Annotated in this window: 22 protein-coding genes and 1 tRNA gene; 11 read left to right on the top strand and 12 right to left on the bottom strand. The window is 55.5% G+C overall.

Features of this window, described 5'->3' with window-relative positions:
* Window positions 1–29: 29 nt before the first annotated feature.
* The 8 genes from GKC70_RS10145 to GKC70_RS10180 all read right to left on the bottom strand — a co-directional run bounded on the left by GKC70_RS10145 (window position 30) and on the right by GKC70_RS10180 (window position 5,732).
* Window positions 30–989 (bottom strand): glutathione S-transferase family protein, encoded by a 960-nt coding sequence (locus GKC70_RS10145; protein ID WP_342651222.1) that lies wholly within the window; start codon window positions 987–989, stop codon window positions 30–32.
* A 96-nt stretch (window positions 990–1,085) separates the two neighbouring features.
* Window positions 1,086–2,096 carry a glycosyl transferase family protein gene (locus GKC70_RS10150; protein WP_342651223.1) on the bottom strand — a complete coding sequence of 337 codons (1,011 nt, stop codon included), beginning with the start codon at window positions 2,094–2,096 and terminating at the stop codon, window positions 1,086–1,088.
* Window positions 2,093–2,428 (bottom strand): TusE/DsrC/DsvC family sulfur relay protein, encoded by a 336-nt coding sequence (locus GKC70_RS10155; protein ID WP_317872505.1) that lies wholly within the window; start codon window positions 2,426–2,428, stop codon window positions 2,093–2,095. The genes GKC70_RS10150 and GKC70_RS10155 overlap by 4 nt, the downstream gene beginning before the upstream one ends.
* Window positions 2,425–2,721 (bottom strand): sulfurtransferase complex subunit TusB, encoded by a 297-nt coding sequence (gene tusB, locus GKC70_RS10160; protein WP_342651224.1) that lies wholly within the window; start codon window positions 2,719–2,721, stop codon window positions 2,425–2,427. Before tusB ends, GKC70_RS10155 begins: the two co-directional genes overlap by 4 nt.
* Window positions 2,721–3,080, bottom strand: a complete 360-nt coding sequence (gene tusC, locus GKC70_RS10165) for a sulfurtransferase complex subunit TusC (RefSeq protein ID WP_342651497.1) — start codon at window positions 3,078–3,080, stop codon at window positions 2,721–2,723. The genes tusB and tusC overlap by 1 nt, the downstream gene beginning before the upstream one ends.
* Window position 3,081: 1 nt before the next feature.
* Entirely contained in the window at window positions 3,082–3,474 is a 393-nt protein-coding gene (tusD, locus tag GKC70_RS10170; protein ID WP_342651225.1) for a sulfurtransferase complex subunit TusD, read from the bottom strand.
* Between the two features lie 85 nt (window positions 3,475–3,559).
* Window positions 3,560–4,939 carry a nucleobase:cation symporter-2 family protein gene (locus tag GKC70_RS10175; RefSeq protein WP_342651226.1) on the bottom strand — a complete coding sequence of 460 codons (1,380 nt, stop codon included), beginning with the start codon at window positions 4,937–4,939 and terminating at the stop codon, window positions 3,560–3,562.
* Window positions 4,940–5,060: 121 nt separating this feature from the next.
* A complete protein-coding gene (locus tag GKC70_RS10180) occupies window positions 5,061–5,732 on the bottom strand; it encodes a Bax inhibitor-1/YccA family protein (protein WP_342651227.1) in 672 nt (223 codons plus the stop codon).
* Window positions 5,733–5,987: 255 nt separating this feature from the next.
* Between GKC70_RS10180 and GKC70_RS10185 the strand changes: the two genes are divergently transcribed.
* The 3 genes from GKC70_RS10185 (at window position 5,988) to GKC70_RS10195 (ending at window position 9,851) form a co-directional block, all read left to right on the top strand.
* Window positions 5,988–6,078: transfer RNA gene (locus GKC70_RS10185), tRNA-Ser, on the top strand.
* Between the two features lie 1,198 nt (window positions 6,079–7,276).
* Complete coding sequence (locus GKC70_RS10190; RefSeq protein ID WP_342651228.1) at window positions 7,277–8,329, top strand: nucleoid-associated protein; 1,053 nt, start codon at window positions 7,277–7,279, stop codon at window positions 8,327–8,329.
* Window positions 8,298–9,851 carry a hypothetical protein gene (locus tag GKC70_RS10195; protein WP_342651229.1) on the top strand — a complete coding sequence of 518 codons (1,554 nt, stop codon included), beginning with the start codon at window positions 8,298–8,300 and terminating at the stop codon, window positions 9,849–9,851. The genes GKC70_RS10190 and GKC70_RS10195 overlap by 32 nt, the downstream gene beginning before the upstream one ends.
* A gap of 332 nt (window positions 9,852–10,183) precedes the next feature.
* On the opposite strand, the gene GKC70_RS10200 is transcribed toward GKC70_RS10195, so the two are convergent.
* Window positions 10,184–10,729, bottom strand: a complete 546-nt coding sequence (locus tag GKC70_RS10200) for a helix-turn-helix domain-containing protein (RefSeq protein WP_342651230.1) — start codon at window positions 10,727–10,729, stop codon at window positions 10,184–10,186.
* A gap of 135 nt (window positions 10,730–10,864) precedes the next feature.
* Between GKC70_RS10200 and GKC70_RS10205 the strand changes: the two genes are divergently transcribed.
* From GKC70_RS10205 to GKC70_RS10215, 3 genes are all read left to right on the top strand, one after another.
* The gene (locus GKC70_RS10205) at window positions 10,865–11,611 is read left to right on the top strand and encodes a metallophosphoesterase (RefSeq protein ID WP_342651498.1); all 747 of its coding nucleotides are present in this window, start codon (window positions 10,865–10,867) and stop codon (window positions 11,609–11,611) included.
* A 402-nt stretch (window positions 11,612–12,013) separates the two neighbouring features.
* On the top strand, window positions 12,014–12,511 hold the full coding sequence (locus tag GKC70_RS10210; protein WP_342651231.1) for a hypothetical protein: 498 nt from the start codon (window positions 12,014–12,016) through the stop codon (window positions 12,509–12,511).
* Window positions 12,512–12,754: 243 nt separating this feature from the next.
* Window positions 12,755–15,001, top strand: a complete 2,247-nt coding sequence (locus GKC70_RS10215; protein ID WP_342651232.1) for a hypothetical protein — start codon at window positions 12,755–12,757, stop codon at window positions 14,999–15,001.
* 15 nt (window positions 15,002–15,016) lie between these two features.
* Here the strand turns inward: GKC70_RS10215 and GKC70_RS10220 are convergent, their stop codons facing one another.
* Complete coding sequence (locus GKC70_RS10220; RefSeq protein WP_279806529.1) at window positions 15,017–15,661, bottom strand: hypothetical protein; 645 nt, start codon at window positions 15,659–15,661, stop codon at window positions 15,017–15,019.
* A gap of 244 nt (window positions 15,662–15,905) precedes the next feature.
* Between GKC70_RS10220 and GKC70_RS10225 the strand changes: the two genes are divergently transcribed.
* Window positions 15,906–16,151 (top strand): hypothetical protein, encoded by a 246-nt coding sequence (locus tag GKC70_RS10225; protein WP_342651233.1) that lies wholly within the window; start codon window positions 15,906–15,908, stop codon window positions 16,149–16,151.
* A 195-nt stretch (window positions 16,152–16,346) separates the two neighbouring features.
* Window positions 16,347–16,826 carry a hypothetical protein gene (locus GKC70_RS10230; RefSeq protein ID WP_342651234.1) on the top strand — a complete coding sequence of 160 codons (480 nt, stop codon included), beginning with the start codon at window positions 16,347–16,349 and terminating at the stop codon, window positions 16,824–16,826.
* A 92-nt stretch (window positions 16,827–16,918) separates the two neighbouring features.
* Here the strand turns inward: GKC70_RS10230 and GKC70_RS10235 are convergent, their stop codons facing one another.
* Together GKC70_RS10235 and GKC70_RS10240 are read right to left on the bottom strand one after the other, a co-directional pair.
* Entirely contained in the window at window positions 16,919–17,275 is a 357-nt protein-coding gene (locus tag GKC70_RS10235) for an antitoxin Xre/MbcA/ParS toxin-binding domain-containing protein (RefSeq protein WP_279806526.1), read from the bottom strand.
* A gap of 576 nt (window positions 17,276–17,851) precedes the next feature.
* Window positions 17,852–18,436, bottom strand: a complete 585-nt coding sequence (locus GKC70_RS10240; protein ID WP_279806525.1) for a DUF6338 family protein — start codon at window positions 18,434–18,436, stop codon at window positions 17,852–17,854.
* Between the two features lie 884 nt (window positions 18,437–19,320).
* Between GKC70_RS10240 and GKC70_RS10245 the strand changes: the two genes are divergently transcribed.
* The 3 genes from GKC70_RS10245 (at window position 19,321) to GKC70_RS10255 (ending at window position 21,569) form a co-directional block, all read left to right on the top strand.
* On the top strand, window positions 19,321–19,659 hold the full coding sequence (locus GKC70_RS10245) for a hypothetical protein (protein WP_279806524.1): 339 nt from the start codon (window positions 19,321–19,323) through the stop codon (window positions 19,657–19,659).
* Between the two features lie 58 nt (window positions 19,660–19,717).
* Window positions 19,718–20,029, top strand: coding sequence for a hypothetical protein (locus tag GKC70_RS10250; protein ID WP_342651235.1), 312 nt, complete (start codon window positions 19,718–19,720; stop codon window positions 20,027–20,029).
* Window positions 20,030–20,120: 91 nt separating this feature from the next.
* Window positions 20,121–21,569 carry a hypothetical protein gene (locus GKC70_RS10255; RefSeq protein WP_342651236.1) on the top strand — a complete coding sequence of 483 codons (1,449 nt, stop codon included), beginning with the start codon at window positions 20,121–20,123 and terminating at the stop codon, window positions 21,567–21,569.
* The last annotated feature ends 7 nt before the right edge of the window (window positions 21,570–21,576 follow it).

A 21,576-nucleotide genomic window follows, 5' to 3' on the forward strand; every position in this document is an offset into this window, starting at 1 on the left:
ACGGGGCCGCTGAGCGGCCCCGTTAGGTTCTACCCTTCAAAAATGCCGTTACCCGGCAAGCGCGTCCGGTCATGTGGCAAGCCGAAGTCTTGCTGCGGTCCCTTGGGTACGATGCCATTCGGATTGATGGTCTTGTGGCTGAGGTAATAGTGATTCCGGATATGCTGCATGTCCACGGTATCTGCGATTCCTGGCCACTGATACAGCTCCCGTAGCCAGTTCGAGAGGTTGTGGTAATCGGCCACGCGATGCAGGTTGCATTTGAAGTGGCCGTGGTAGACGGCGTCGAAACGCACCAGCGTAGTGAACAATCGTATATCGGCTTCGGTCAGGTACTCACCGGCCAGGTACCGGCGCGTGTCCAGCAATGTTTCCAGGCGATCCAGCTCGTCGAACACCTCGTCGAACGCCTCCTCGTAGGCGTGCTGGGTAGTGGCAAAGCCTGCCCGGTAAACGCCGTTGTTCACGGCCGGGTAAATGCGTTCGTTCAGCGCGTCGATGGTGCTGCGCAGCATCTCAGGATAGAGATCCAGTCGGTTGCCGGTCAGTGCGTCGAAGGCGGTGTTGAAGAGGCGGATGATTTCCGCCGACTCGTTGTTGACGATGCGCTGCTCTTGCTTGTCCCACAGTACCGGCACCGTAACGCGGCCGCTGTAGTGCGGATCGTCCGATGTGTAGCGCTGGTAGAGGTACTGCAATCCATCGAGCGCATCGCCGGTCGAGCCCTGCGCGGTGTCAAAGGTCCAGCCATGCTCGCCCATCAACCAACTGACCACCGAGACGTCGATCAAGGGTTGCAAGCCTTTGAGGGTGCGCATTATCAGGGTGCGATGGGCCCAGGGGCACGCCAGCGAAACGTACAGGTGATAGCGTCCCGCCTCGGCAACTGGCAACGCGCCGCGGCGTTGCGAGTCTTCGCGACGAAAAGCGCCGTCCTTGCTGTTTTCGTACCACTGGTCATGCCAGCGGCCATCGATCAAAAGGCCCATGTGAGCGCTCCAAAAGCCAGGTCATTTGGTGATTGGAGACCAGTCTATGGAATATCGTTCGAGCGACCAGTGCAAAGATCGCCTGCTTTTGATCGATTAACCAGATGTATTGCGTGCCTGCCAAGCCTCTCGAGCGTTACTGAAGGCCTGCTCACGGTCTTGTCCGAGCCCTCGTAGCGCGAGGGCGATGGTCGCTAGGACTGCCAATTCGCCGTAGCTGTCATGCGCCTCTGCGCGCCAGACCGCCAGCAAGTGGTGTGGGTCTAGGCTTGCCGGTTTGACGTGACGCTGGGCGCTCAACGCTGGCCATTCCTCGTCCCAGGCCAGGCTGTCATCGGTGCCATAGAGATGGCTGACAACGTCTGGATTGACCTCGATCTCACCGCCATCGCCCTTGATCACCAGCGCAGAGTCACCGAGCAGTCGACTGGCTTCGCGGTGAACGGCCTGGTAACCCGGATGGAAAATGCTCTGTAGGCTGCGGCGAGCGCCAAGTGGATTGAGTACACGGGCCAGCGAGTGGATGGGTGAACGCAGGCCCAAGGTATTGCGCAGATCGATCATGCGCTGCAATTGCGGTGCCCAGTCTTGCAAGGGGGAGAATGCCAGGCCGCGCTGGTCAAGGCTGTTGGCCACCGCTTGCCAGTCGCGGCACAGAGGGATATCGAGCAGCCCGAGCAACTGCTCAGTATACAAGCGCCCGGCGGTATGAGCGCCGCCGCCGTGCATGAAGATGCGCACGCCGGTGTTGGCCAGGCACTTGGCCGCGAGCAGATACCACGGCAGGTGACGCTTCTTGCCGGCGTAGCTCGGCCAGTCCAGGTCGACCGCCAGGGGTGGTGCTTGCACCTGGCTGCGCAGCGCTTGGGTGAAGCCTGCCAGCTCCTCCGGACTTTCTTCCTTATGTCGCAGCAGCATGAGGAACGCGCCGAGCTGGGTGTCCTCGACCTTGCCTTCGAGCAGCATCGTCATCGCCGCGCGGGCTTCTTCGCGGGTCAGGCCGCGCGCGCCGCGCTTGCCCTTGCCAAGAATGCGCACGAACTCGGCGAAGGGGTGTTCGGGCGGCGTGTGCACGTTAAGCGGGGTCGGGTTCATCGGCTCGCTCATATGCAGTTGGTCGGCTTGGGCAGGCCGGCTAGCTTGGCGGCCAATTTCGCAGGGGTGCCCTTGAAAAGACGGTTCAGGTGGGGGCTATTGCCCTTGTCCGGGCCGAGTTTCAGCGCTGCGTACTTGATCAACGGACGGGTAGCGGGAGAGAGTTGGTACTCCTCATAGAACTGACGCAGCAGTTCGAGGACTTCCCAGTGTTCCGCACTGAGGACGATACCTTCTCGTGCGGCCAGCACTTCGGCGACGTCGGCGGACCACGCTTGCAGATCGAGCAGGAACCCATCCTTGTCCAACCCAATGGTGCGATCGCCAGCAGTCAGAATGCTCATAACCAAGTGTTGACCTTATCGTAGTGCAGCGAGAGTTCGACGAAGGCTGGGTAGTCCACAGCCTGTGCGCGCTCGCCACAAATGGCACGGGCTTGCAGGTCTTCATCAAGCGCGAACAGGCGGCCTTCCAGATCTGCGGACCGCAGCGCGCGGAAGGGTTCGCTATCGGCCTTGAGAGCGTAAGTTGCATCACCGCACAGCAGCAATGCGTCCTGGGTGCCCAGTAGTCGCAGGCAACTGGGCAGGCGGCTATCACCGAAGGGGGAATGGCTAATGACGTGTAATGTTTTCATCAGAGCGTTATCACTTGATCGAATCGGGCGATGAGGGCTGACAGGGCTGCATCGTCGAGTGCCTGCACTGGCAATTCCAACGAGTGGGTATCCAATCCGCGCGCTTGCAGGCTACGCGCGCAGGCGAACAACTCGTCGACGCCAAACATCGGCAGCGCTTGCAGGTTGGCCGCGAGATTTTTCTGCTGCAGCGCTGCTGGTTGCTGGCCGCTGGCGAGCTGGAACACGCCATCATCGAGAAACAGCATGCCGATTGGCAAATCGAAGGCGCCCCCGGCTAGGGCGATGTCCAGTGCTTCGCGCGCGGACATACCTGCCCAAGGAGCCTGGCGGGTGATGATCAATAGGGACTTGGCCATTTCAATCGCCTCCGAAACAGACCAGGCGGTCCGCCACTTGCGCAGCTTCATGCAACTGCCCAAGACCGGACAGCTCCCAAGGCTCAGACAAGTTCACGGCAGGGCGTTGGTAGCGGTTGGCCTCTGCTTCGTCGAGCACACCCCGGCGTAGTGCAGCCGCAATACAGACCACAGCGTCGAGCTGATGATCGCTGACGAACGTGCGCCACTGTGCGGCCACATCCCGCTCATCCTGAGGGAACACGATGGTATTCGAGGCGCTGTGGACGCCATCTTGATAGAAGAACAATCGGGCAATCTGGTGCCCGCCGTCCAGCACCGCCTCAGCGAAGCGTAGCGCACGGCGCGAGGAGGGCGCATGGGCTGGAGAAAACACCGCGATGGCGAATTTCATGGAAAGCTCGGGCAAGGAAATGCGCTCATGATAAAGCAAAAAGCCCGCACCTGTGGGCGCGGGCCTTGTCTGGAGCACGCATAGATCAAGTGCGTGCGTGGGTGTCCGGCAGGAACCAGTTCAACACCAGGGCACAAATTCCGCCGGTGGCCACGCCCGATTCCAGTACGTTACGCAGCGCCGCGGGCATATGGGCCAGGAATTCCGGCACTTGCGCAACGCCCAACCCGAGCGCCAGTGACACGGCGATGATCAACAGCGCCCGACGGTCCAGATGTGTACTTGCCAGGATATTGATACCGGAAGCTGCGACCGCACCAAACATTACCATTGCCGCCCCGCCCAGCACCGGTTCAGGCACCGCCTGGATGATTCCCGCCACGGCTGGGAACAGTCCCAGCATCACCAGCATAAACGCGATCCAGACGCCAATGTGGCGGCTGGCAATGCCGGTGAGCTGAATCACCCCGTTGTTTTGCGCAAAGATCGAACTGGGGAAGGTGTTGAACAGCCCGGCCAGCAGAGAGTTAGCGCCGTTGACCAGTACCCCGCCCTTGATCCGCTGCATCCAGAGCGGTCCCTGGACCGGCTGGCGTGAAACCTTGCTGGTGGCCGTCACATCGCCGATAGCTTCAAGCGAGGTCACCAGGTAGATGACCAGCATCGGAATGAACAGCGCCCAGGAGAAACCCAGGCCGAAGTGCAGAGGTACTGGAACCTGGAACACCGCGGCCTGATGCATGCCGGTGAAGTCCAGGCGGCCCAGATAGCCGGCCAGGGCATAGCCAACCGCCAAGGCAATGACGATGGCGCAGCTGCGCATCCACACCATTGGCACACGGTTGAGCACCACGATGATTGCCAGCACTACGCCTGACAGCAGCAGGTTCTCGCCATTGGCGAAGGTGCCATTACCCATCGCTGTAAAGCCGCCACCCATGCTGATCAGACCGACCTTGATCAGGGTCAGGCCGATCATCAGCACTACGATACCGGTCACCAGCGGCGTGATAAGACGCTTGATGAACGGCAGGATGCGCGACACGCCCATCTCTACGAACGAGCCGGCGATCACTACGCCAAAGATCGCTGCCATTACGCCCTCGACGGGGGTGCCCTGCTTGACCATCAGCGCGCCACCGGCGATCAGTGGTCCGACGAAGTTGAAGCTGGTGCCCTGCACGATCAGCAGTCCGGCACCGAAAGGGCCGAAGCGTTTGCACTGAACGAAGGTGGCGATTCCGGAGATGACCAGGGACATGGATACGATGAGGTTGGTGTCTCGCGCCGACACGCCCAGTGCTTGGCAAATCAGCAGACCTGGGGTCACGATCGGCACGATGATCGCCAGCAGATGCTGCAACGCAGCCAGTAGGCCTATCATCAGTTTCGGCTTGTCTTCGAGGCCGAGAACCAGTTCGTTGGCAGGCGCTGCTGCACCTGGCTCGTGTTCGTTTGAGCTCATGGGAAACGCCCGGAAGCAAAAAAGGAACGCATTCTACGGGGCAGGGAGAAGAAGGGATAGAGGAGAGTGTGTATGAAAAAGCCCGCCGAAGCGGGCTTTCCTGGCGATTAGCTAATGTCGATCAGTCGTCACGACCCATGATGCCAAACAGCTGCAGCAGGCTGATGAACAAGTTATAGATCGAAACATACAGGCTAATGGTCGCCATGATGTAGTTACGCTCACCGCCATGGATGATAGCGCTGGTCTGGAACAGAATGCAGACCGAGGAGAACAGCACGAAGCCCGCGCTGATCGCCAGTTGCAGACCGCTGATCTGGAAGAAGAAGCTCGCCACAACGGCGCCCAGCAGTACGAAGAAGCCCGCAGTGATGAAGCCACTGAGGAAGCTCATGTCGCGACGCGTGATCAATACATAGGCGGAAAGGCCACCGAACACCAGCGCGGTCATGGCAAACGCCGAGCTGACGACCTCAGCGCCCCCGGCCATGCCGAGATAGCGGTTGAGGATCGGGCCGAGAATGAAGCCCATGAAGCCGGTGAGGGCGAAGGTGGAGACCAGGCCCCAGACCGAATCGCGCAGCTTGGCGGTTAGGAAGAACAAACCGTAGAAGCCGATCAACACCACGAACACGTTTGGATAGCCGATGCGCATCTGCTGGGCGACGAAGGCCATGACACCGCTGAATGCAAGCGTGAGAGCCAGCAGACTGTACGTGTTGCGCAGGACCTTGCTGACCTCCTGCTGCTCGACCTGCTGGCCGTGATGTACGGCGTAATCCTGCTCGCGCATGGCGATACTCCTGTGGATCCTGTGGGTTTGAAACGTTCAGATGCAAAGATCATAACAGAGCCTTCGCAACCGGCGACATAGAGAGTTTGACAGCTTGTTTCATTACGGTATGATTGCCGCCGCTGAACGCGCTGGAAGCGTGGCCGAGTGGTTTAAGGCAACGGTCTTGAAAACCGTCGATGGGCAACTATCCTAGAGTTCTTATCTAAGGTAGACCCTAGATGCACACTTCAAGACAATTCAGCAGTATGCATCGGGAAATTGGCAGAGTGGTTGAATGCACCGGTCTTGAAAACCGGCGTACGTTAATAGCGTACCCAGGGTTCGAATCCCTGGTTTCCCGCCAAACTCAGTAAAATCAGGGCCTGGAGCGATCTAGGCCCTTTTTTGTGGCCGCTCATTTCTTGATTTCCCAGCAGGCTTAGGCACAATTTCCGTCTTGGGATGCCAGGGATGCATCTCATCCCCTGCACGCTACTGCCGCTTGCTGCACGCTGTGGAAAGAGTGAGATTTCGACTGCATGCTTTGCAAGCCGCAGATTTCCTGGGCTGCCCGCATAGCCCTGTGCACCCATACCGCTCCTGCATTCAGCTAGCGCGTGAGCTTCGGTTCGTTGGTGACCCGACTGACCGTTGCGCCTGCTCCTTACAGAACTTCTCAAAAAACCTTCAAGTAAGCAGAACGGCTGATCAACGAACAGTGAAAGCTTCGGTGTGCCGTTCGGATCGTTACAGGCCCAAATCAGCAGCGAACTGGAAATCGCGGAGCTCCGGGTGAAAAACGTCAGAGTCCATGGCATGCAGAAGGTGCTGAGAAAATTGCCTCAAAGGGTAGGAATCTACAGGGACGCACCATCCTTCGTAATCGGACAGGCAGCTAAGAAATGCATTTCCGAACCGATAGCCGCGCTCTTGGGACACGGCCATGAAGGCATCAAAGAGGGCTTGAGCGTGCTCCGGAGGTAACCTCGACAGATCAATCAGCGCGTCGGAGCTGGGTTGATCATCAATAAAATCAAAAAAGAAGGCATCGATTTCCTGTGCTAGCGATTCGGGGATATAGATCGGCAGGTGATCTCGATGACCGTGATGTCATATAGGGTGGCGCTGAGCTGCTCGCTGCGCTCGTCATGTAGCATTGGTGTTTGCTCGTTCACGTCTAAGGGCTGGAAGCGGGTAGTCTACCTGAGCAAGTAATACTCAGGTTCGTCATGCAGGCGCTGGAGGCCGTGGACTTGCGATCAGCTTCGGTACTCTTGTTGTTCTGATAGACGCTTCCGAGGCTCAGATACGAACTCAGGTCAGCATCGCCGATACGGGATGCTCATGAACTCGTAGGCCGGCCAGTGCATCACGCAGCGTGGTGTACTGGCTGCTGGCCAGCTTTTCCGGATATGCTCCGGCCATAGCGTTACATCCAGCCCTACGCGGAAGTGGCCATCGGCCCTGCAGGCTGCAATTGATGCTTAATTGTCGCCTGGGCGCATGCCGAGGCGGGTGGTTACTCTTCCTGCTCAGGAGGGGGCAGATTCCATGGAGATGGCATGAGCTTTTTTTCGGACGAAGAGATTGATTCACTCAAGATCACACGGATGATCTTGCATGTCGTGGGTACCAAAGACTTCGCGGCCATGCCAGAGCGGGCTCTGGAAGAGGAAGCGTTCTTCATTGGCAAGATCGTGGACATGGCCACCGCGCCAGTGTTCATGTTCAAAGCGGTATCGGTGACCCGTAACGAGGTTGAGGCGATCGCAAGTGAGGACACGTCCTTCGTGGCCGGCGCTCAGGCCCTCGCCGCCAGTTTCAACCGTGCGCACGTGGGTGGGAGTGCTGATGGTGTTCTGCTGATGTTCGAACTGTCGGTTGCAGACCCTGATGTGAAGATCTACAGCCTGATCAAGTATGACTACAAGCTTGCGTTAGAACAGAACGATGGTGCGCCAGGAAATAAGCTTCGGCGTATCGTGAATGCCTTGGTGGACGAGAAGAAGGCCATTCAAAAAACCGCGCTCATTCGAGTGATCAGCGGGGTAGCCGACCAGAACATTTCGGCAACCGACCGTACAAAGGTGGGTGTCGACCTTGCTGATTACTTCGCCGACTTCCTGGCCGTGAGCAGGGCAGTCTCGGACACCGAGCTGAGCGAGATAACCCGCAAAGTGCTCAAGGCGGCACTGCAAACCTGCATTGAGCATCTGCCTGGTCAGGATATAGCCAAGGCACTGCAGCGGGCCCAGGCCAACCTTGGCACTCGCCGGCGCATTGATGAAGAGGCAATCGTTGAAGCAGTGATGCTGGCAGCGGGTCATCCTGAGGATGAGAAAATCGCCAACCGCCTTGAGCGTGAAACGCGCAGTCGTGTCAGGAAGAGCAAGCTGCACGAGCTGAGCTTCAAACCCGATCGCCGAATTCTCCGTCAGCCCTACATGCGCAAGATCGTCACAGCTGAGGGCGTCACCATTCTCTTCCCCGATCGGAAGGAAAACCCCAACGTCCAGGTCATACAGCTCGATGGAGATAAGAAACAAATCATCGTCGATACAGACCGAGTCAAGGAGGACAGCGTTGTCACACCAAAGCCTGGCCAGCCTGCTTAACGAGCTATCGCGCAAGCGTCAGGCGCTGATCACAGAGGGCAACCTTACCCTCATCGTTTCCGAGCTATCAGCGGAAACTGCTCGGTCGATCAAGAAAGCAGCTGTCGCCGCTGCCTGGTCATTTACGATCTATGACCGTGCGAGCAGCGAAACTGACGTCGATGACGAGGATGAAGATTTCGGGCCGTTCCGCCTTGAGCTGGAGAAACCACTTCCGGAACACCATGTCCCGGGACAGGCCCTCTATGTGGCGACGGAAGTTGGCTTCAAGGCATTTCTGAACAGCGGACACGCTGCGGCAAGTTGGCACCTGCTTGGCCTGACTCAGCCCTTTAATACTAGGGTAAGGGCATACTGTGATTGGGGCGAGGGAGGCACCTACACCCAATCACAGCCGACCAAGTCACCCCGGCTCCTAGTGAAAGAGTCAGCGACCCTCCGGAAAGTACCGGAGGATGTGCGCCATTGGTTGCTCGCAGAAGGACACCATCTAGATGAGGCTGATCCTTTACATATGCTCTGGGCAAGGCAGGCATTCAGTGCATTGAGCCGTTGCTTTGCGAATGAAATCGACACCAGTGGTAGCAATCTCACCTTCAAAGGGCCTCCCAAGCTCAACCTGACCATCCTAGAGGCGGTCGAGGGTCATACACCCTTCTCGCTAAAAGACTTCGAGGTCGTCCAGGAGGCAGCGACATGGGTGTTCGATAACGCGCGGGAAGCAGAGGTGAAGCACATCCTGTTGTCCGCCGAAATCGCGCGTTCCGGTAGGGCGGACGGGGAGGTGCGAGAGTACTTCAGGGAGAACCTGGCCGCTGCCTTGGATTGCGCGAGGATCGCTTATCAGATGGCGGTGTCTGAAATCACCAAGGACACTCTGAAATCTCTGACAGATCTTCGTAAGGCGGTGACGGAGGAAACGTCGAAGGCGACAGACGCGACTCGCCAAGCAATAGCAGCGATCTCCACGGCGCTGACAGTTGGCCTGGGCCTGATTGCCGCGAGGTTGACGTTGCAGATCAATCCGTACCTGATCTCGATCGTCATGGCCGTCGCATTTGGCTACACGGTACTGAACGTGATGTCGGGCCGTAAATTCATCAACATCCAGCGAACGCTCCGCAAGGACTGGCAGCCAAAGCTATATCGCTTTCTGTCTGAAGCCGAGTTCAAGAAAATGGTTGGGGAGCCTATTGAGCAAGCTGAGGGGCTCTTCTACAAGGTCAGCTGCCGGGGTATTGCGATGCTTGGGGTCGCGGCCCTGGGTATTTCTATTTACGCTTTTACCTACAGCGCCCCTATACCCTCGTCGTCGATGGCTGTCGTTCCCTCACCCCAAGCTTCAGCTTCGACAACTCCGCAGCCGTCTACCAGCGATCCGGCGACTCAGGCTCAAATTAGGTCTCAGCCAGGCCCAGAATCTCAGCCTCAAATTACCCCGAAGCGAGAGCCAACACCTCAGCCTGAGATAAGGCCACAGTCAAACCCGGAGCTGAAAGAAAACGCCCCTTCAAAACCTTAAAAGGGGGGAGCCCTGTCAGTTCTGGGCAGGGGATATTTGCTGCCTGGTCAATTGCTCATAGCCCAGCCGGGGCTACGTGAAAGTCGGACACATCGGCTTCCCGACTGAGCACAAAAACGAAAAAAGCCCCGGGAAGGGGCTTTCTTAATACGTCACAAACATCCTGTTTGTAGCGCAGATCTTCCCAGGCACATTGCAAAGGCTGTGTTGCTCGCCAGTTGAAGAGGAAACCGTGGGTCGATGATTTAACTGTATGTGCATACAGTAATCGTGTCAACAATAATTTTCAGCAGACCTTTCATGACTGTTAGCTCATAGGGCGCCCAACTGCGTTAATCAATAGTGGTCATCCAATACCGCTGCACCGTTGTCTTAGAAAGCCCCAACGCCTGCGCAACCTCAAGCCGACTCAGCCCCTGAGCCTTCAGCCTTTGCACTTGAGCATTCGCCTTCACAGCACGCGCGGTGGTGGGGTGAGGTGCGTCAATGGCACCAGGCTCAGCGGGAGGGATAGCGTCAAGCAGATCCAGCTTTTCAAGATCGGCAGCTGCCTGAGCCAGCAGTTGATTTGGAGTGACCCCTCGGTCGGCTGCTAGCGCAACAGCGAGCAGAGCAACTGGCTCCACGCCCAGAGCCCCCGCAAGCTCCACACTGAGCTTCAGCGTCGGGCTCGTCTTCCCGGCCTCCAGCTGACTGACGTGTGACGAAGCAACCTGGTCGCCAAGGTCTTTCTGGTTCAATTGGCGGCTGACGCGGACTAGACGCAGGGCGGAGGCGAAGCCCTTGGGTATCGACATTTCACGGCTTCCAAAAAAGGAACGGTATGCCGTGTTTGCGATGATCCAAACAAATCTATATATTTGAATCGTATGGATCATGTCGTGCGCACGTCGCTGCCTCACCATTCGCCTCACCTGAGTCCCGCCGGCCTCAAAGGGAGGCAGTTTCAATATAAGACTAATTCGACTTTTACCACCAGGCCCCAAGCGCCTGGCCAAATGCTGGAGAACTTCTTGCGCGTCCGAATCTACTCTGACCTTCACGTCGAGTTCGCCGCCCAACCGCAGCTGGATTTCGAGGGCGCCATTGATGACGACGTAGTGATCTTGGCTGGTGACATCCACACCAAGGGGCGCGGCGTTACCTGGGCACAAGACGCCTTCTCAGTCCCGACTGTGTACGTCTGTGGCAACCACGAATTTTATAAGGGCCATATCGATCGCACGCTTCAGTCGATGAAGAAGTCCGCTGCTGGCACTAATGTCCACGTGCTCGAAAATGAGTCGATGACCATTGGCGATCTTCGAATTTTGGGGGCCTGCGCTTGGACAGATTTTTCTTCGAAGGGAAGCGTCTACCAGTCTTCCCAGGAAGCTCGGAGTGTCATGAACGACTTCCGCCTGATCAGGGCAGGTGAGGAATACCGGCGATTGAGAGTCGACGATATGATTCGGCGAAATCACCAGACCTATGACTATCTAAGTCAAGAACTAGCCAGAGATTTTGACGGCAAGACTTTGGTGGTCACTCATCATTGTCCTCTTGTTGAATTCTCAGGGCCTGAGAAAGATTCAGAGTTGATGCCTGCGTATTCCAATGAATGGCCAGAATTAGTAGGCCAAGCTGATTATTGGGTTTTTGGGCACACTCACCATCGAGTAGATGCGATGGTTGCCGGGTGTCGCCTAATTAGTAATCCTAGAGGCTATCCCGGTGAAAAGTGCGGGTTTGATCAAGGGTTTGTCCTTGAAATTATTTGAGTTGGTTGGATTGTAATGCCAAATTATGTAGAAAAGCTGGCAACGGCAGCTCAGCAAAACTTTAGTCGCGCTGTAACCGGGTACTTGCTGGACGCGCGGCTCAAAGAGAGTGGTGTCAGAGGTGCGATCTTCAGTGATTCTCTAAACAGATACCAGGATGGCGATAGCATCACCACGAGTGCTATCCAGGAGACACGTCAGGAGCACGGTTACACGCTGTTTTTGACTGTCTCAGGGTCGTGCTACGTAGCTGTCACTCACCTGCTATTCCTAGAGGAGAGCTTCGGCGGTGTTTCACAGACGGTCATACTGCGCGCCAGTTAAATGGTTGTAGATGATGGTTGCTCGGTTAATCGCGGCGGCACGGAAAGTTAATGAGTTAGGCATATTTAAGGAAAATGCATGTCTGAGTTGAAGAAAGCCAAGGTCGTCGTAAAAAATTACGATGTTCAGAATATTGCTGAGATTGATGCGCTTTACACGCGCGTCAGGGTTGAGGATGAGCAGGGCAGGACGTCCTACTATAAGCAAGTCGTGGTTCCAAAGTATCTGCGACGCCATGGTGCGCTCGTCACGGACTCACCACGCACTTGGTATTATAAGCATTCCTCTAGAAAGTCGATCATTATCGTGGCAGTCGAGAAGTCTGATGGTAAGGTCGAATATGATTTTGACGATTTGCGAATTATCGCTAGGTCGACTTTGTTGAAAGGTATTCTGATGTCTGTCGCGGCAATTCCAATGGGAGTGATCGCTGCGACGGCCACGTTTGGTCTCGGGTTAATTTTGATTCCTATGGCGTTTTGGTACAGCTACAGAAACATTTTCAAGCTGCCAGGCCTGTTGAGTCGGAAGAAGTTGGTGGGAGAGTTTGCGGCTTATGGAGTCACTGTTAAATAGAGGAGGTGTCAAAGGGACTGGGGACTGGGGACTGGGCGCAACCCGGTCTGCTCATGCGTAATCATCACCGCATGGGCTTCTGATCGGAGGGGCCACTCGGTCACAATGAAAGCAGACTAGCCCAAGCTCGGGTGATGATTCTCATGGGCCCAAACGTTAAGATAATCAGGTTGGCCCCTGTGGCTTCGCACCTTGAGTGGTCGCGAGGCAGCCCGTTTGATTGGAGCGTTTTACCGAATGGACATGTCAGCCATCAAGGCACGCCTGCACAAAGCCTATGCACTCACTGTCATGCGGATCTTTCAAGCTAAGACGAAATTCGGGTTTTGGAGGTCGCGTCATGGCATGAAACTGATCGCCATTCCCGTCCTCGGTGGAGTGGCTGTAAGCATCCTGGTGATTCCCTTTCTGCAGTCTTTGGTCGGTGACTTCTTCAGTAGGCCAGAAAACCTGGGTGCGCTCAGGAGTCTACTCGGTGGGATGGGGTCGGCATTGGTTGGGGCTGCAGCGATAGCATTCTCCATCATCGTCTTCGCGATGCAGACGAACGTTGAGCGGATGCCCCATGGGCTTTTCAAGCAGTTCAGTTCTGATCGGCGGTTGCTCTGCTCGTTCGTCGGATCGTTCCTCACCGCCATCGCAATTTCAGGCACATCGTTGATCCCGGATGCGAGTTGGGCGATCCCAGCGATGCTCACCGCTATCTGGGGTATCGCTGCGATCGTGCTCTTTTTTCTTTACGCCTACCGTCGAGCGCTCCAGCTTATCAATCCAATGGAGCAGCTCAACATCATGTCGAACACGTTGAGTCGCGATTTGCGGAGATGGAGCCGGCTAGCGGACAACGCTGCCATCCTCATGAGAAAGGGGGCGGCTCCTGAGGCCAATGGGGAAGGTGAGCGGTTCCAGTTCAACGAAACGAAAGCAGCCTTTTACCAAGCCAATCCTCAATGGGTCACCGCCGCGCACCAAGCGATCCACTATGGAATTTCATATGCGAAGCGCTTCGCCGGCCAAGGCGATTACGAAGTCACCGACTCTGCTTTCCATCACCTAGTGCTGATCAATGCCGCTTACTGTGCTGCCAAAAATGGCACATTTGTTGGCGGCAACGGTTTTTTTGCCGTTCCAGGAGAGAGCGACCACACCATCAACACTACGCTTGAGCAATTGAGGCAGACGATGCAAGACGCGCTATCCAGGGGTGATGAGCGACTTGCAGAGAGCACGATCCGCGCGTTTGGTGGGCTTTATGGGGTGTATCTGGGGATCGACTATTCCAGGCGCGAGCGCAGAAAGCATCACGCCCTGCTTGCCGCAACCTATTTGGCTTCGGCAGTTGAATCTGTCGCAGCTCACGACATGCCTGATCTGATGATGCAAGGCGTTCGAATAATGGGTAAAGCATCAGCCGTGGCTCTCGAACACGTGCCCTCCAGCGACATCGGTACTTTAGTGGAGAAAATCGGCATCTTCTCGCTGGTGGGGGTTGTGAAGGCCAGCCACCAACCTGTCACGCTGACTGGCGTCGAGCAGCTCGCCACCATAACCCTAGATCTTCTAGTCAAGGGCGACCGTGATGTAAGCGCGCTTGTCAGTAAGCTGCGTTCTGCCGTGGCGACAGTCTCGAAGAGCTATCTCGGAACTGTAGATGGGGGGCTTGCATCCATTCACAGCATGACGCTCGGGCCATATTTTTCGGGCGCCAGCGTAGCTTCATTTAGGGGTCAGCTTACTGCCCTTGTAAACGAGCTATTGGCAGCGCCTCAGGAGCACGACCAGGCGGCAAGGATCATTGGCAATGTCGAGACCTGGGCCCATCAAATCTTCATTACCCATAAGGAGCTTCTCCTAGCAGCTGTGCAGAGCCGTTCTCAGTTCACCTTTGATGCTATCGGCTGGGCTATCGACATTTCGGCACTCTTGAGTGCCCTGTCCGAAGCCCCGGCCTGCCCGGAACATCTGCAAGACGAACTAATCCGCCACGCTGACTGGCTCCTGGCCACGCTTTCGTGGATTCCAGATGACAGGGAGACGGTGACCTTCGTTGAAAACTTCGCGCTTACCGAATGCTTGTTTGAGTCTGCGTGGAACAGCTTTAGGCGTGGTGGTGATGAGCTCTACACTCAGTCCCGAAAGCTGTTGATGGGGTGGGGGAAGAAAGGTGGCAGGCATGAAACCGGATGGGACATTCTGAACAGCGCTGTGAAGGGGTTGACAGCATTGGCGCTTGCCGAAGGAGGCGAGGACAGTCTGACCAACCTCCAGGTCGAGCTCAGGGCGATGCTTGCTAGCGACGGAGCACCCTCTCAGGAAATCCGTCAACGAGCTGCTGATCGATTAACCGAACGCGCCCATAACCCCTTTGGCGATCGCGCATTCCGTTCCATCGACCGCATTCTTGGCCAGCAAACGCCAAACCGCGTGCGTGATGCGTTGCTTGAGATGGCACAAATTTTAGCCGATGAGCCGCAGCCGAGAGCCATGTGATGACTCACACAGCTCTTAATCCAGGGCTTGACTCACAACTGTCTGCGCGTGCCTCATCACTCGACTGGACACGTTGAAGAGGTCGAAAGCTGTCACTTGGTGCTTTTCGCCCAAGTCGAAAATTTCCTCAAGCTTGTGCTCCTTCCCCGTACCTGGATCTGGATATCGACCAGCCCAGCTGACGAAGTGGCTGAGCCCCCGAAGAATGGCTCTATCTTTCTTTGAGAGGTCGGGCAGGAACGAGGCAAGGTCATCTAGCCGGTGATGCAGAGTTTTCTTGCCCATCTGGGTGTAACCCTCGATCCCCTTCTCGACGATGATCATCGCCTTGAGACTCACTTCAAGGCTGTAGCCAATGAGCATCATAGCAATCGCGCAGTACTGGCTCTCACAGACCGCTCGGACGGAAAGAGGCATCTCTGAAAATCGCTGTTCCTTGAGAAGCACTGCTGATGCCGCCTCAGACATAGCATGCGCCTGGGTCATCCAGAGCACAGGGTTCTTCAATTGCTCACTCAAGGGTGTGATGGATGGATCGAGAGGATAGCCAGCATACAAGCTCGCGGTTTCCCACTTCATCGCACCTAGTGCGCTGTGTGCAAAAGGGTCTTGGGCGAAGGTTTCTCGTCCTGGAGGGAGTGAGTTACGTAGATTAGCCATGCCGGAAATGTCCATTTAGGGTTTGGATACGGGGTGGTTCAGCGCTTGGGGGTGTGGCTTTGCGTCCACCGCCCAGCGTCCGTTTTGCCCGACGGGCTATAGATTCAAGGGTAAAGATTTTTGCGATCTCTCCAGCATTGCCAGTGCTAAATGAATGTCACTGTAAAAGATTAGAAATCGTGCGTCGAACTGCGGCAGTCCAGCGAGCGGTAGGCGATGAGGCCGACTCACCAACGGAGGCTCTATGATGGGTGGCAAATCATTCAAGGCCCTGACTGAAGAAGAGTTCACGACCATGATGGTTGAATTCGATGCAGCTGGTCAGTGGATGCTTGAGCAGTTGAAGTTAAAGCGCGTAAACGCAAGTACAACCGTTCCTCCGCTGCCCATGGGGGAGTCGCTTGCGCTTCTATCAGCAACCGAAGTTAGCGCAACCATGGGTTTCTGCAACGATGATAAACAGGCCTATGATTCCTATGGTGATGACTGAATGCGCTTCCCGGGGCAACGGCGGCTCACGCGCATGAACGTGAGCATGTATGTCTGATGAAAGTGGACTGTTGCCTCATGTGAAAGCGAAGGGCTGCGGTTTACCAGGGTGGGACGGAAGTCCAGCCAGAAGGCTGTGCTCGACTGAGAAGGTGGCCACTACAATGTGCATTCGTGATGGTTGGAGCCAATATTGATGGAGCAGCAGATTAGTGGATTTGAGGATCGTGAGCGATCCCAATTGGAAGTTGTTGAACGGCTGGTAGCAACCGTTGGGGCTGGGGCCTTTGAGATTGAAGTGCAGCGCCTGACCGCTCTTCACAAGGTCGATATTGATGCGCCCATCCAAATTTTCATGCGCTGTCCGCATCATTCCCCAGTCGAGATGAGCGATGTACTCTTCAGCGTCTTAAGCCGTGCTTGTGACGAGATAACTAACCTGGAGCCTCGTCTGATCAGTCTCCCTGCTTATGGGTGTCGTGACAGCCAGCGGACAGCTCTACCGCAGGGGCTCTGGCTTGACCTTGTAAGGTTTGCCCGCGAGCAATTTGACCCCGCTGCGCTGGATGCAGAATTTTTAGCGGCGCGGTTGAAAGATGGTATGTCGAGCAAAGAGGCCTTTGATGCCCTGGTCAATTTCAAGCGATCAAGTGGTGGCCGGGCTAACAGTGTGTGACCAGAGCCTTGGGGCGCAACGCTGGGTTCGGCTCAGTCTGGTCGATGTATCATCGGTCTCTCACTAGTGGATCAATCAAGACCGAAGGTTTTTCAGGCGCCATAACCATTTTCCAAGCGCCCAATCAGCTCGATGGCGTCTTGGACGGGCAGATCAATCGGGCGTTTTTGGCCCAGGACTCGCAAAGGTCGCGATAGCCAATCAATCGCGAGGTTCTGATCACCAAACAACTCAGCTGCTGCATCAAGCAGGCGGGGGGCGATCGCTTCTTTCAACTCGCCATTTCCCAGCGACGAACGCATCGCATTGTCCAGCGCGGTTTCGAGCGTCTCCAGCGCCTCTCTGACCCGGGCGTCCTCTCGAAAATCGTCACTGTTTGGTTGGTGCTCTTTACAGTGGCGCAAGAGAGCCTCGGCGTCGTTTACGTTTAGATCGAGCAAAATGAGCATCTGAACTCCTTCAAGCCAAGATCAACGGTCAAACGAGCCAGCCCAGTGACGGGCCGACCTTGAACGTGCAGGTGCTCGCGCAGCAGCTCTAGCGCAGAGCCTGTGCCTCGGACAGCTTCAAGTGCAGTGATCATCCGATTTGGACATAGAGGCAAATCATGTCGAGCTGTTGCTGTAACGTCCTCACAGGATGGCTGGCGCCCCTCGCAATGGGTCTTATCTACTTCAGTAATTTCCATGCTTCACCTGTGAAAACTAAACTAAAGCTTAGATTTGGCGGTTGCAGAGGCGAGACGCGAGGAAATCTAAGCTTTAGCTTAGTTTTCAGCGAGCGTGTGCCCGTCCATGGGCCTCGAATCGACGTCGACTTATCCTTTGAACAATTACAATTCTCAGCGACCTTTAGGTGGAGTAGGGGTATTCGAAGGGTTATCGCCTTGGCTAGTCGGCTGGTGCCCGGCCCCTGGCTCTGGGCGGTTCAGCGGCGCATGCTCTATAGGTTGGTAACCCTTTTTCAAGAGTTCAGGCTGATACCCATTACCAATTCTCTGCCGGTTCTCGCTCATGCTATTGCCCTCAGAATTGTCGAAATTCGATGTGAGATATCTCTGAACCACTGACCAGGACACCTGCGCTGGATTCTACAGCACGGATCAGGCCACCATCCTCAACTATCCATTCTTGCTCAAGGTAAATCTGCTCGGTCGCCGGGGCGCTGGATGCAAACGACTGTCCGCCGTAAAGCCCGCCGATCGTACCGCCGCCCTTGAGATGCACGATCACCCAGTAGGGCTTGCGCTGTTGAAAAACAAAATCCCAAGGCTTGGCAGTAGGGTGAGGGGCATTCCTCTGAAACACCTCCCAGGATCGCATCCACCGCCACATGACCGCCCAGATCACGGGGCCTACCAGCAGAACCACCACGTAGAACATCCCGTAAAGCATTGGGTGTGCAGTACGCAGCGCGCTTTCCTCTACCGCGAAAATCAACCAGAGGAACAGCGCGTAGTTGATGCAGCTGTACGCAATGGCATCGACCACCTGGTCTGCCGCATTGCGTATCACCCCTGGGTGGAAGAGCTGATAGCACTTGATGCTGATGAAGCCCGGAATGACAAATGCGATAAACAGGATCAGCTTATCGGCTGCCCAAATGTCCATATCTTCCCCGGTAAACCATTCTTAGTAATGCCACAGTGTGCCATCAAACTGTCCACCATGGGACGAAGAGGTCTCGGATCTCCGACCTTGTCTTGGGCTGCGTCCTGGTCAAGCTCAACGTCGTGTTGACCATTAACTTGATTGACTCATGATGAGGTCGATCGGGATATGGCTGCGAATCTGTCATGCGCATTGGGGCCTGATTGGAGTGAAGGAGTGCAGGCCTGGCGGTAGCACTTACGTGAGCCAAACGTAACGCTGAAGCCGAGATCGCGGGACAAGCTCAGACAAAGAATGTTTATTTGCGACACTGTTTGTTCAATCGCGCCATTTTGGCTACCCCCCCCTCTTGAAAATTTTTAAGCGAGACGGAGTTCTTGTATTTGAAGACAAGAAAAAAGCTACGCACTCAGGCCCTCCGCAATGCCTGGTTCTGATGTGATGCAATGGCCTCGCTTGTCGCCTTTGATTTTCAAGCTTTTCGCTCCTGAGTCGCCTTGCCGAAAGGCGAGGCGAGGGCTCTGCCGGGAGATCGTCTTTTGGGCCGGAGGCCACTGCTTTGCCTTTGATCACAAAAAGCGAACTGACTTACGAAAATTTTGAGGAGGGTCAGTGCGCCTAGATTTTGCCAACCTCGTACAACACAGGCGTGGATGAGCGTGGCCGGCATTTTAGTTTGAGCCAGGCGAGTCATACGCGGTGGCTTTTTCGGTATATTGACTCGCTGGTGATCAGCAGGATTCAGGCTCTGGCACTGGCCCGTAAGGTTGGCTAATTCACCTGAAGATCCTGGTCAACGGCGTCGCCTGGTTCGCTTTCAGCATCCTGAGCGCGATTGTGGCCAATTGTTCCCAACGGTTTGAGGTTTGTGAGTGGGCGGTTCTGTGGAAGAACGCGTATGGGAGAGGGCCTGGGAGGTTTACGGCGATTCCCTGGCCCTTGTATTGGATGATGCACTTGCTGGCTACAACCGATCACCCGGCTTCGATGAGCTGACGCGGGTGCACTACAACACGGTTGGTCGTGAGGGGTTACAGTTGTTGACCCAGGCCTTAGGTCGTCGCTGGCCGAGCAATAGCGGAGGGCAATCTGACTTGTATGTCGAGATCCGCGCTCGCCTTCGTTCCCACTTGCACGAATACCTGCTTCGCAGGATCGTGCTGGAGCGGCAGGAAACCCCCGATCTAAGGGATGCTCTTTTTGCGGGTGATGTTGGTGTCTGAGAAAGACGTCCCAGTGCCCCCTCGTTGTTAGTCCCCAGTGAACGTAGAGATGAATGGAATGAGCGAGACACTGAGTGAACAAGAGATGCGCCTGGCGCTCTTCGGCAGTGCTGGGGCGGCTTCAAGACAAGGGGTTCAACCGGCGGCATCGCTATCACCCCTTACCAAAGCCGCTGTGTCAAAACCGCTGTCTATGCGACTACGGGTTAAACTCCGCGTAGCAAAAGTATTTGAAGGCCCTGAAGAGGTCTTCGTCCACGATGCCAACACCCTTAGCACTTTGATCGCTGAAGCGGAGGCAAAAGCTGCGGCGAAAAAAAAGAAATTTCGCTATTTTGAAGTTGCTTCAATCGAGCCGGTGCAGCTTTGAACTATCGGATCGCCCGCTCTGGCCACCTGAGCACTGCTCACGATGACCCCCTGCCGCAGTTCCAATGCCCGCGTACAGTTAAGAGAGTTGTATGACCGCCCACCATGCTGCCCAGTACAGTATCCCTGCCGACTGGCAGCAATTTCAGCGTCTATCCGTAGCGGTCGCAAGCGCTCACTTCGGCATTGATTTCCACAGCTACGGGCGCAACGGCCAAGGGCAGGGGGGTATCGACTCCTACGCCTACACGCTCGATGGCCGACTCATAGCCATTCAGAGTAAAAGCAAGGATGGGGGATACGGTGCCGCCCTGAGCCCAGGCGACGTCACCAAGGCGGTAAACAAAGCGCGTGATTTTAAATTCAAAATTGATCTCTTTGTGATCCTCACGAGCTCACCTGACGACACAAGACTTAGCGACCGGGCTCTTGAAATCACGCAAGCCCATCAGGCCAAAGGCGAATTTGCTGTGGAGGTCTGGGGATGGCAATCCATAGAAGATGTCATTCGCAGGCATGAAACGATCCAGAGATCCTATTACCCTCATACTGCCTCCAAGACAAGCACTTGGCACTGGGTCTTTCGGGCGGGTGCCCTGTTCAGCCTGATTTTAATGGGTGGCTACGGAGGCTTTGAATACGTAAATCAGCGCGCCGCAACGAATCGAATTCACGGTGATACTGGCGTTGGGGTGCAAAGATTTATTCAACAAAACGATCGCTTAAGCGAAGCTTACTCGAACTGCCAGAATGAGATGGATAAAGATATTTTCTTGTCCTCTTTCGAGTTTGACCACTATTGCACGATGCCAGTGGGAAAGCAGTTGTTGGCCATGCGGGAAAACCTGCAGAAGATTGTTCTGGACATAGATCCAGAGGTTTTCGAAAAAATGACGAGCATGGTGGATATTCTTGGGGCGTATTACCACCAAGGGCGCCGTGCTAGTGCGCTAACTGCTGCGTATGAAGATGTATATAGAAAAGATATGCTCAATTTCTGCAAAAAGCAGAGTGACCATCTCATTACCGATAACATTAGGCAGCTCCTTAAGTCTGCCGCTGTCCAGCAGCTTGAGTATTACCATTCGCTAAGTAGCTATATCTACCCAAGCTTATCGGCAATGAAAGCACAAGTTATTGCCTCGGCACTGATCATGCGTCGGCATAAGGTCGCACCTAGTGTGATGGCCGAAGCTAACGAGCTCAATGATCTTCTTTCGCAAAATCAAGCCTATCATCTTGAAGAAGTAACCTATCCATTCACGCTATCTGCCGTTAAGATGATGTCATCACCTTATGCCGGCCTGGTTGATAAATCAGGTGCTTCATCAGAAGTTGAGGCGTTGCGTGAGCGAGAGGTGCTCATTGGCGGAAGCCTTACGAGTTATCTTGGCCACCCTGAGGAGGCTCGTCAAATTGTGGAGTGTGGAGGAATGAAGCCTGAGTTGATTCCTGCGCTGGAAAAGAGGGAAAGGAAAATTGAGGGAAAAACTACTGGCACTTCTACTGCTGAATCGGGTGATAAGGGCAGGCCGAGCTAAGTGGTAG

The organism is Pseudomonas sp. REB1044, assembly GCF_038813925.1.
GTDB classification, from domain to species: Bacteria; Pseudomonadota; Gammaproteobacteria; order Pseudomonadales; family Pseudomonadaceae; genus Aquipseudomonas; species Aquipseudomonas boreofloridensis.